Source organism: Staphylococcus simulans, assembly GCF_003043455.1.
GTDB classification, from domain to species: Bacteria; Bacillota; Bacilli; order Staphylococcales; family Staphylococcaceae; genus Staphylococcus; species Staphylococcus simulans_A.
The window spans coordinates 1-10863 of record NZ_PZGG01000072.1; the positions used below are offsets into that span (position 1 = coordinate 1).

General features: G+C 29.8%; 11 protein-coding genes and 2 pseudogenes. 6 read left to right on the plus strand and 7 right to left on the minus strand.

Translation table 11 applies throughout. From position 1 onward, the window contains the following. From BU038_RS10660 to BU038_RS10670, 3 genes are all read left to right on the plus strand, one after another. Window positions 1–1789: peptidase domain-containing ABC transporter (locus tag BU038_RS10660; RefSeq protein WP_107606034.1), on the plus strand; the 1789-nt coding region annotated here is incomplete at its 5' end. 166 nt (window positions 1790–1955) lie between these two features. Then, window positions 1956–2099: a bacteriocin gene (locus BU038_RS10665; RefSeq protein WP_105977927.1), complete on the plus strand. Its 144-nt coding sequence runs from the start codon at window positions 1956–1958 to the stop codon at window positions 2097–2099. A 19-nt stretch (window positions 2100–2118) separates the two neighbouring features. Next, entirely contained in the window at window positions 2119–2265 is a 147-nt protein-coding gene (locus BU038_RS10670) for a bacteriocin (RefSeq protein ID WP_105977926.1), read from the plus strand. Between the two features lie 102 nt (window positions 2266–2367). Here BU038_RS10670 and BU038_RS10675 read toward each other — a convergent pair whose 3' ends face one another. After that, the gene (locus BU038_RS10675; RefSeq protein ID WP_013626369.1) at window positions 2368–2568 is read right to left on the minus strand and encodes a cold-shock protein; all 201 of its coding nucleotides are present in this window, start codon (window positions 2566–2568) and stop codon (window positions 2368–2370) included. Between the two features lie 399 nt (window positions 2569–2967). Here BU038_RS10675 and BU038_RS10680 point away from each other — a divergent pair, with 399 nt between their 5' ends. Continuing rightward, entirely contained in the window at window positions 2968–3525 is a 558-nt protein-coding gene (locus BU038_RS10680) for a hypothetical protein (protein WP_105977882.1), read from the plus strand. A gap of 239 nt (window positions 3526–3764) precedes the next feature. Here the strand turns inward: BU038_RS10680 and BU038_RS12790 are convergent. The 3 genes and pseudogenes from BU038_RS12790 to BU038_RS10700 all read right to left on the minus strand — a co-directional run. Further along, window positions 3765–4130 (minus strand): annotated as a pseudogene (locus BU038_RS12790) (replication initiator protein A); the annotation flags it as partial. A 522-nt stretch (window positions 4131–4652) separates the two neighbouring features. Continuing rightward, window positions 4653–5267 (minus strand): hypothetical protein, encoded by a 615-nt coding sequence (locus BU038_RS10695; protein ID WP_107540470.1) that lies wholly within the window; start codon window positions 5265–5267, stop codon window positions 4653–4655. A 1002-nt stretch (window positions 5268–6269) separates the two neighbouring features. After that, window positions 6270–6927 (minus strand): annotated as a pseudogene (locus BU038_RS10700) (protein rep); the annotation flags it as partial. 186 nt (window positions 6928–7113) lie between these two features. Here BU038_RS10700 and BU038_RS10705 point away from each other — a divergent pair. Together BU038_RS10705 and BU038_RS10715 are read left to right on the plus strand one after the other, a co-directional pair. Continuing rightward, a complete protein-coding gene (locus BU038_RS10705) occupies window positions 7114–7623 on the plus strand; it encodes a hypothetical protein (RefSeq protein ID WP_105980553.1) in 510 nt (169 codons plus the stop codon). A 672-nt stretch (window positions 7624–8295) separates the two neighbouring features. After that, window positions 8296–8496 (plus strand): cold-shock protein, encoded by a 201-nt coding sequence (locus BU038_RS10715; protein WP_013626369.1) that lies wholly within the window; start codon window positions 8296–8298, stop codon window positions 8494–8496. A gap of 102 nt (window positions 8497–8598) precedes the next feature. Here BU038_RS10715 and BU038_RS10720 read toward each other — a convergent pair whose 3' ends face one another. The 3 genes from BU038_RS10720 to BU038_RS10730 form a co-directional block, all read right to left on the minus strand. Beyond that, window positions 8599–8745, minus strand: a complete 147-nt coding sequence (locus tag BU038_RS10720; protein ID WP_105977926.1) for a bacteriocin — start codon at window positions 8743–8745, stop codon at window positions 8599–8601. Window positions 8746–8764: 19 nt separating this feature from the next. After that, a complete protein-coding gene (locus tag BU038_RS10725; RefSeq protein ID WP_105977927.1) occupies window positions 8765–8908 on the minus strand; it encodes a bacteriocin in 144 nt (47 codons plus the stop codon). A gap of 166 nt (window positions 8909–9074) precedes the next feature. Continuing rightward, the coding region (locus BU038_RS10730; protein ID WP_107606034.1) for a peptidase domain-containing ABC transporter at window positions 9075–10863 on the minus strand (1789 nt) is incomplete at its 5' end.

Here is a 10863-nt window from a genome sequence, read left to right on the forward strand (position 1 = left end):
ATATTGGACTAATATTGCTGTATTAATTGATAAAAAAGATGATTTTACTACTGACAATGAATCACCCTCGAATCTTAATATTTTCATTGATATATTTAAAAATAATTATGGGAAGCTGTTATTTATTGCTTTTATCTCACTATTTATTAATGTTGTTGGTATTGTCGGGGCTCTATATTTTAAATTATTAATTGATCATATTATTCCATCCAATGTTCTTACAAATTTACATATTATTAGCTTAGGTATTTTACTTTTATACATAATCAATGCATTCATTAATTATTTAAGGTTTCAACTTATTTTACATTTAAGTTTGAAAATCGATGTTAATTTAATGAAAGATTATTTTTATCATGTTTTACATCTTCCGATGAACTTTTTTGATACACGTAAATCTGGCGAAATCCTACAACGTTTCATGGATACATCTAAAATTCGTGAAGCTTTATCATCTTCAACGGTAACGTTGTTAGTTGATACTTTCATGATTATTATCGGTGCTATATTACTTTATATGCAAAGTCCTTTGTTACTACTGATAACAATTATTTTTATACCTTGTTTTATTATTTGTAGTTACACTTTACGTAAACCTTTTGAAAAATATAATCAAAAGGTGGCTGAAAAGGATGCTGAATTGAGTTCATATTTAATAGAATCTTTTGATGGTAGTAATACTATTAAAAGTTATCAATCTGAAGACGATCGTTTCTACATGGGTACTACTAAATTTAACGGTATTATTGAAAACTTATTAAAACTGGGTAGATTTTCTAATATACAATTAACGGTTAACAACTTTTTAAAATTAACTATCAGTCTTGTTATATTGTGGCTTGGTAGTTACTTAGTCATGACGGATAGTATGACGTTAGGTAGTTTATTAGCTTTTAATGCCTTAACTATTTATTACCTTGATCCTATTGAACGTCTAATAAATATTCAACCGACACTGCAATCTTCATTTGTTGCAGCACGCCGTATTGCTGAAATAACTGATTTAGAAACCGAAAATGAATTATATACTTCTAAACAACCTTATACTTTTAAAAACAACATTCGCATTGAAAATTTAGACTTTCAGTATGGCTTTCGAAGTGTGGTATTAAAAGATATTAATTTAAATATAAAAAAAGGGCAAAAGGTTGCTATTGTTGGTGAAAGTGGTAGTGGTAAATCAACTATAGGTAAGTTACTCAATCGCTATTACACTGCTTCAGAAGGTAATATTATGATTGATAACTATAGTATTGATGATATTGATCTTTCCGACTTGCGTAAGAATATAGGCTATGTTTCACAAAACACATTCCTTTTTGCTGATACAATTAAAAATAATCTTTTACACGGTAGCAATAAATACAAAAGTGACGAAGATATCGTTAAGGCTTGTCAATTAGCAGAATCCCTAGATTTCATACAGAAATTACCCGGTCAGTTTAACACTATGTTAGAAAAAGAAGGCGCTAATCTATCGGGTGGACAAGCCCAACGTTTATCTTTAGCCCGTACATTTTTAAAAGATCCTGATATATATATTTTCGATGAAGCTACAAGTGCTTTAGATAGTTTAACTGAAAACAAAATTATGGAACATATCGACATACTAGCTCAACGTGGTAAAACCGTAATTGTTATTTCACATAAGTTAAGCACTATAAAAAATGCTGATAATATCTATGTTTTAAATGAGGGTCAAGTTGCTGAGAATGGTACACATGATGAGTTAATTCATTTAAACGGTATATATAAAAATTTATGGCAACTTCAAATGAAAATAGACTAATTTTATATTAATATACGATATTCATTAAACATATTTCGATGATAAAAAAATAAATTCAAAAAAAAGCTCGTTTAATTGTTTATTTACATTCTCTTTGCATTCTCTTTATATTCCCATGTTAAATTATAAAATGTAAGATGAAATTATTTAAAGGAGGACTATTTCAATGGAAACACTAAATGAAAAAGAATTAAAAGATATCAATGGTGGTCGTGAAACTGGTTGTTCTGGTAATTTTGAAGAAGATGGAATAATGTGCAATATAGGACAAGGTATTGGTAATTTAGTTAATCTAGTCACAAGAAAATAATTTAAAGGAGGACTATTCCATGAAAACACTAAATGAAAAAGAATTAAAAGATATCAATGGTGGTAAAGGGATTGTTGGTGAAATCACTGGCGAAATCACTGATATTGGTAATGCCATTTCAAATGGTTGGCATGATGTAAAAGAGGGTTATGGTACTCGAAGATAGGACTCATTATTTAAATTAAAAGAGTCCGGGACATAAAGTTCTTGGATAAGTGAATAAAAGACAATTTCTATTGAAATAATATAGAAATTGTCTTTTTTATATTTAGATTGCAACAACATTAGTTGCTTGTTCGCCACGTTGACCGTCAACAATGTCGAAATCTACGTTTTGACCATCTTCTAAAGATTTATAACCTTCACCAGCAATGCCAGAGAAGTGAACGAAAACATCGCTGCCATTTTCTCTTTCGATAAAACCAAAACCTTTTTCTGAATTAAACCATTTTACTGTACCGTTATTCATATAGAATACCTCCGAGTGCTTTTGCACATAATATTTGTAACAACTTCATTTATAAAAAAGAGGATATTCTAAAAAATACACTACAATTAAATTCACGAGCTTTATTACGTTAGATTAAGTATACGCTTATTTCTTTGTTAAGTACAGCTTTAATTTTAATAGCACGCATTTATGCCGAGAAAATTTATTGATCAATGAGAAGAACCCTTAACTAAACTTGTAGACGAATGTCGGCATAGCGTGAGCTATTAAGCTGACCATTCGACAAGTTTCGGGTTTGTTAAGGGTTCAGAGGCTCAACGTCAATAAAGCAATTGGAATAAAGCAAAAATATGATATATTATAGATTGGGATGTTTATTAAGGGATTGTTTAAATTCTGAGACAAGGAGTTTTTACAATGTATAATATTAATAGTTCAAAAATTATAAAAGGTTCTCTTGCATTTGTCATGGCTTCTGGAATTGTATTTAGCCCTGTTGGGATTGACAATGATTCTGAAGCTGCTGAAGCTAATTCATCTATGGTTTCCAAAAAAAGTGCTGGAACAATTTCGAAAATTAATGATAACGTGGCTAGAATTGATTTGAACAAAGGGATTACATACAATGTTGATGAAAATGGTATAGCTACGATAAAAGATACTCATTCTGGAAAAACTGAGCAATTACCTGTAACAGCAAAAGATAAAAATGGCGAAGACGCGACTTTAGTTTATTTTGAAGAGGATGGTAAGTTGGGTGTTCAAGTTGTTAAGCAGCAACAAGAAAGAGGAGCTGCTAAATGTGTAATTGGAACTGTAGGAGGAGCTATCGGTGGTGCGACAACTGGTGGCTTAGGAGGAGCTGCTGTTGGTACTGTTACACTTCCTATTGTTGGAACTGTTAGTGGTGGCGTTGTAGGAGCTATCGGTGGCGGTATTGGCGGTGCTTCTGGCGGATATGTAGCTGGCTGTTAAAAGGTGGGATAACTATGTATGACAGAAAAATCTTCAACTGGCCAATATTTTTTATTGTGATTTTGAGTTATGTATTTATGTTATCGTTGTTTTTGTGGGTTTCTAATATAAGTCATTTAAAAGTCTTTTTATTGACTATTCCTTTTCTTTTAATGACTTGTGTTTATATAGTACTGTTTATAAAAAATAGATAGTTAGTGTTTACACGTGTTTATGTATTTCATAAGCACGTGTATTTGTGTATTTTTGAAACGAGTGTAACGAGTTTCTTCTTGTCTTGATAGTACAGATTTGATAATTTCAATTTCAAGTACAGAAAAGTTACTTAAATAGTTTTAAATATTTTGCAGTAATTCTTAGAGTAATTGGAATTTTAAAGACTCATCATTAAAGTTTGAATTGTAGTGATTTGAATGATGTGTATGATCATTATGATATGTTAATTTTTTATCATGCAAATATAATTTGTTCAGCTTGTTAAAGCCTGTACGAATTTGTTCAAGCAACCCTACTTCTTGCAGCTCTTTTTTTATTTTAGTAATTGTATTTTTACTTTTGTCTAATATATTTTGGAGACTTTCATTTGTGAAAATAAAGTATACCTCAATAATACAATTACTTTTAACCATACCTCATATAGATAATTTAGTTAACTAACACATGTACACTCAACACAAGTGTTTATTGCACATGTGTTGAACTTCTATTTTAACTGCTTATTGTCCTAGCATTTCATCATTTTTTCTGTAAGAACGAGTTTATATTTAAATTCAACTTTACGCATTTCCATATTTTCTAATTCTTTTTTCTCTTCATTGGTTAAGCCAACCATAATATCTATTATTGATATCAAGACAAGAAGAAACTCGTTTTCACTCGTTTCAAAATAGTAACATCTATATATAAACTAATTAGAAAACAACAATTTTAATACTCCATATATTATTATAAATAAAATTAAGGAAAACACTGAAACAAGTATTACCTTTAATGAAGTATTAGCATTCGAGTTTTTTATAATAAGCGAACTTAAAAAAACTGAGATAAAAATACTTACTCCAAGAAGAACACTATCCAAATTAAGAAATGTGCTTTTTAAGTATATCAACATAATAAGACCTCTCTTTTTATTGATACTTCCAACTATATACGACAACTTTAGGTTGAGTAGTACGAATTAAACCTTTAACTTCTACTCCTCCTTGAATAGTCTCTCCTGCAAATATCCCTATTAAAGTTGAAGCTAACGCACCAGCAATACTCCAACCTACGCCTGGAATCAAAGCAACTAACGAACCAGCAACAGATCCTCCACCGCCAGCGACCATTAATGTTACTGTTTTATTCATTTTTAACGTGAAATTACCATTTTTTGAAATTTTAAATGAATTTACACCTTTCTTAGCCCTAAATGATTCTGATGGCTGTTCTTTTTCTATTTTTTCAATTTGCTTTCTTTGTTCAACCGTTGCATTTTCTTTCATTTTTGCAATCATCGTTGCATCATCCATAGTATAAATAGTTGAACCATCAACTGTTTTTTTCTTTTGCCAACCACTCTCTACAAAATCTTTATCAATTTCTTTTTGTTGAGAAGCACTTAACCTTTCTCCTTTCATTATATCTGATAATTGCTGCTGCTCGTTATTTTTCGGATTTGTTTCATCTGCTGATACAAAAGACTGGTTAAAGGTACTCAGCAAAACTGAAATTGCCACTGTCGAAGTTAATAATTTTTTCAAATTCAACATCTCCTTATATGTATATATATTATACATGAATTAAAATAACATTATAAACCGATAAATTCCACCTTTTATATTAATTTATAATTCGAATTAAATTAATGTATACAAGATTTATTTATTCCAATTGCTTTATTGACAACGAGCCTCTGAACCCTTAACAAACCCTAAACTTGTCGAATCGTCGGCTTAATAGCTCACGCTATGCCGACATTCGTCTTCAAGTTTAGTTAAGGGTTCTTCTCATTGATCAATAAATTTTCTCGGCATAAATGCGTGTTCTTGTTATAATTGAAATGAAGGAGGAGTTGTAGCTCCTCCGCCAGAACTAATCAATTAGTTCCGTAATTAATTTAACAATTGCTCTTAATAAGTTGAAAAGACTTATTAAGAGTTTTTTTGTTTGAACGTTTTATAATTAATAATCTCATTTTGCATTTTAAGGGGGTATTTAGAGCAAACTCTGTGTTTCTTTTGGTTTTATACTCAAGTTCCAATATAAGCGTTTAAAGCGTAAATATAAGCTTATAACAGAAAAATATCCCTACTTGATTTATACATAAAATATACACCGTCAAAAACTTAGGATATTTGCGTAGGATATTTTACATGAGCATAAGAAAATCCAGTACCACCCCTGGTGGTATTCAGCATAGCTGAAAGATTTTCCTAACATTCGTTGCACTCATTTGCTCATGCAAACAACACCAAATCCTTGATATTAAAGCAATTGAAGTAAATCCGTATTTTTTAGCCTATGAAACAGCGAAGTGTATTAGTACATAGAATGCAACATGTTACATAAATACCACTCAGAGCTTCCCATAGGATATTTTTTTCATTGATTTGACGGTCTTTATTAAAGGTCTAGGATACGAATATCCTAGATTTGAACAACTCTAGGATATATAGGATATTCATTTTTTTGTATTTTTTGTATGAAAAGACTAAATATCAAAGTTTAAATCAACATGAAAAATGCTAGCTGATCAGCTAGCATTACAAATTCTTCAAGTAATAATTTTGTTTTTCAAAATTCCAAATTGCAGTAATCGAATACGCCTGTGCTTCTTCATCCGTCACTTTTTCATCTTCATTTGTATGAATGAGATTACCCTCTTCAGCATCATCCAAATTCAATTCTTTATGTTTTCTTTTTTAATAAACCGCCATAACTTAACATACGCTTACGATACAAACCTTGTTCTAAATCACTCACAATTTCTATATCTTTTTCTTTGTCCCCTGTTAAATAATCTGATGACTTCACTGAATATTTTGATGTCTCTTTAATTGCTGTTTGTATATCTGAATCGCCTTTTTTATTCGGCTTGATCGCTTTAATATTTGCTACAGGTTTATAGTTAACCTTAAGTGCTTTTTGCCATAACCTAACCCATTCTTCTTGAGAAATATAATTTTCAGCACCTCTAATAAAGTATTTTGATTCTACACATAGTAGTACATGCATGTGCTGATTATAACTACCATCTTTATGATTAACAGTTACCTCTGTTGAACGCATAAAACCAATTAAGTTATTACTTACTTTTTAATATTTAAACAACTTATGAAATACTTTAGTTATTTCAGTCAAACTCTCTTCTAATGTTTTACCATCTACAGCATTACGAGTTGATAAAGTTAAAAATAACCATCAAGACAAGAAGAAACTCGTTTCACTCGTTTTGAAATACGACAATAAAAACTAATATTAAACTCCTTTAATTTAAAATAAAAATGTAAAAAAAGATATTAATCCAAAAGTTAATGCTCTTTTTATGTTATCTTGTATTCGGGAATGTTTTATTGGGAGAATATCTCGATAAAGGAGTTTTATATAATGAAAAAGCTTATATCTGCTACAATAGCTGGAACATTGCTAACTACAGGCGTTGGCAGTACTCTAAATAACCCTATTGCTAAAGCTGAAAATATCCAAAAAAATACAGATGTTTCTCAAGAAGTAAAAGGCGACAAACAATATCAAGCCTTATCACCCAAATCTAAAGATAGTTTCAAAGTTATTGTCAAAAATAATAACTATAATAACCAACAACAAATGCAATTACTAAGAGAAACAGGTGAAATCAAAGGTATTTCTAAAAATGGCACTTCTAACCGTGGAAAGATCGGCATTACAAAAGCTGTTATAAAACAAGCTTGGAAAACATTACCACCTAATATAAAAAAGAAAATTGGGACTCAAAGTAAATTTTATGGTGCTGTAAAAACTTTCGATCATTTTACTGATGATATAGAAAATGATATATATAAAAGAATGAAAGGTCTCGGCTTAACTAACAACGAAGCTTGGATAGCTACTAAAGCTATTACATTAATCATCTTATAACCAAGGAGACCTTAAATGACACCACACATATTTATGTTCTTAATAACTATTTCAGTTATTTCATACATTGTTTATAACTTTATAAAAGACAAACCCGTTATAAATATTTTTATAGCTGTAATCATACAATCAATCTTATTGTTTATCATAAGATTCTTTTGGCTAAAACAAGCATTTAGTGATGCATTCGCTCTATCTTTTGACTTATTAACTATAATAATAGTTGTTATATATTCTATTTATAAAATCATAAATAAGAAACACAGAAAAACTTAAAAGAGCCGTCATTAACTCATTTTGGAATGATTATCTATTTTAGATTTGCATCTTATTCTTTCCCAAATATGCTTTATTCCAATTGCTTTATTGACGTTGAGCCTCTGAACCCTTAACAAACCCAAAACTTGTCGAATGGTCAGCTTAATAGCTCACGCTATGCCGACATTCGTCTACAAGTTTAGTTAAGGGTTCTTCTCATTGATCAATAAATTTTCTCGGCATAAATGCGTGCTATTAAAATTAAAGCTGTACTTAACAAAGAAATAAGCGTATACTTAATCTAACGTAATAAAGCTCGTGAATTTAATTGTAGTGTATTTTTTAGAATATCCTCTTTTTTATAAATGAAGTTGTTACAAATATTATGTGCAAAAGCACTCGGAGGTATTCTATATGAATAACGGTACAGTAAAATGGTTTAATTCAGAAAAAGGTTTTGGTTTTATCGAAAGAGAAAATGGCAGCGATGTTTTCGTTCACTTCTCTGGCATTGCTGGTGAAGGTTATAAATCTTTAGAAGATGGTCAAAACGTAGATTTCGACATTGTTGACGGTCAACGTGGCGAACAAGCAACTAATGTTGTTGCAATCTAAATATAAAAAAGACAATTTCTATATTATTTCAATAGAAATTGTCTTTTATTCACTTATCCAAGAACTTTATGTCCCGGACTCTTTTAATTTAAATAATGAGTCCTATCTTCGAGTACCATAACCCTCTTTTACATCATGCCAACCATTTGAAATGGCATTACCAATATCAGTGATTTCGCCAGTGATTTCACCAACAATCCCTTTACCACCATTGATATCTTTTAATTCTTTTTCATTTAGTGTTTTCATGGAATAGTCCTCCTTTAAATTATTTTCTTGTGACTAGATTAACTAAATTACCAATACCTTGTCCTATATTGCACATTATTCCATCTTCTTCAAAATTACCAGAACAACCAGTTTCACGACCACCATTGATATCTTTTAATTCTTTTTCATTTAGTGTTTCCATTGAAATAGTCCTCCTTTAAATAATTTCATCTTACATTTTATAATTTAACATGGGAATATAAAGAGAATGCAAAGAGAATGTAAATAAACAATTAAACGAGCTTTTTTTTGAATTTATTTTTTTATCATCGAAATATGTTTAATGAATATCGTATATTAATATAAAATTAGTCTATTTTCATTTGAAGTTGCCATAAATTTTTATATATACCGTTTAAATGAATTAACTCATCATGTGTACCATTCTCAGCAACTTGACCCTCATTTAAAACATAGATATTATCAGCATTTTTTATAGTGCTTAACTTATGTGAAATAACAATTACGGTTTTACCACGTTGAGCTAGTATGTCGATATGTTCCATAATTTTGTTTTCAGTTAAACTATCTAAAGCACTTGTAGCTTCATCGAAAATATATATATCAGGATCTTTTAAAAATGTACGGGCTAAAGATAAACGTTGGGCTTGTCCACCCGATAGATTAGCGCCTTCTTTTTCTAACATAGTGTTAAACTGACCGGGTAATTTCTGTATGAAATCTAGGGATTCTGCTAATTGACAAGCCTTAACGATATCTTCGTCACTTTTGTATTTATTGCTACCGTGTAAAAGATTATTTTTAATTGTATCAGCAAAAAGGAATGTGTTTTGTGAAACATAGCCTATATTCTTACGCAAGTCGGAAAGATCAATATCATCAATACTATAGTTATCAATCATAATATTACCTTCTGAAGCAGTGTAATAGCGATTGAGTAACTTACCTATAGTTGATTTACCACTACCACTTTCACCAACAATAGCAACCTTTTGCCCTTTTTTTATATTTAAATTAATATCTTTTAATACCACACTTCGAAAGCCATACTGAAAGTCTAAATTTTCAATGCGAATGTTGTTTTTAAAAGTATAAGGTTGTTTAGAAGTATATAATTCATTTTCGGTTTCTAAATCAGTTATTTCAGCAATACGGCGTGCTGCAACAAATGAAGATTGCAGTGTCGGTTGAATATTTATTAGACGTTCAATAGGATCAAGGTAATAAATAGTTAAGGCATTAAAAGCTAATAAACTACCTAACGTCATACTATCCGTCATGACTAAGTAACTACCAAGCCACAATATAACAAGACTGATAGTTAATTTTAAAAAGTTGTTAACCGTTAATTGTATATTAGAAAATCTACCCAGTTTTAATAAGTTTTCAATAATACCGTTAAATTTAGTAGTACCCATGTAGAAACGATCGTCTTCAGATTGATAACTTTTAATAGTATTACTACCATCAAAAGATTCTATTAAATATGAACTCAATTCAGCATCCTTTTCAGCCACCTTTTGATTATATTTTTCAAAAGGTTTACGTAAAGTGTAACTACAAATAATAAAACAAGGTATAAAAATAATTGTTATCAGTAGTAACAAAGGACTTTGCATATAAAGTAATATAGCACCGATAATAATCATGAAAGTATCAACTAACAACGTTACCGTTGAAGATGATAAAGCTTCACGAATTTTAGATGTATCCATGAAACGTTGTAGGATTTCGCCAGATTTACGTGTATCAAAAAAGTTCATCGGAAGATGTAAAACATGATAAAAATAATCTTTCATTAAATTAACATCGATTTTCAAACTTAAATGTAAAATAAGTTGAAACCTTAAATAATTAATGAATGCATTGATTATGTATAAAAGTAAAATACCTAAGCTAATAATATGTAAATTTGTAAGAACATTGGATGGAATAATATGATCAATTAATAATTTAAAATATAGAGCCCCGACAATACCAACAACATTAATAAATAGTGAGATAAAAGCAATAAATAACAGCTTCCCATAATTATTTTTAAATATATCAATGAAAATATTAAGATTCGAGGGTGATTCATTGTCAGTAGTAAAATCATCTTTTTTATCAATTAATACAGCAATATTAGTCCAATAT

What these genes read in the sequence shown, in the direction of transcription:
- BU038_RS10705 (WP_105980553.1), top strand. Translation starts at nt 7,114, where the DNA reads ATGAAAAAGCTTATATCTGCTACAATAGCTGGAACATTGCTAACTACA.
- BU038_RS10725 (WP_105977927.1), bottom strand. Translation starts at nt 8,908, where the DNA reads ATGGAAACACTAAATGAAAAAGAATTAAAAGATATCAATGGTGGTCGT.
- BU038_RS10680 (WP_105977882.1), top strand. Translation starts at nt 2,968, where the DNA reads ATGTATAATATTAATAGTTCAAAAATTATAAAAGGTTCTCTTGCATTT.
- BU038_RS10675 (WP_013626369.1), bottom strand. Translation starts at nt 2,568, where the DNA reads ATGAATAACGGTACAGTAAAATGGTTTAATTCAGAAAAAGGTTTTGGT.
- BU038_RS10665 (WP_105977927.1), top strand. Translation starts at nt 1,956, where the DNA reads ATGGAAACACTAAATGAAAAAGAATTAAAAGATATCAATGGTGGTCGT.
- BU038_RS10720 (WP_105977926.1), bottom strand. Translation starts at nt 8,745, where the DNA reads ATGAAAACACTAAATGAAAAAGAATTAAAAGATATCAATGGTGGTAAA.
- BU038_RS10670 (WP_105977926.1), top strand. Translation starts at nt 2,119, where the DNA reads ATGAAAACACTAAATGAAAAAGAATTAAAAGATATCAATGGTGGTAAA.
- BU038_RS10715 (WP_013626369.1), top strand. Translation starts at nt 8,296, where the DNA reads ATGAATAACGGTACAGTAAAATGGTTTAATTCAGAAAAAGGTTTTGGT.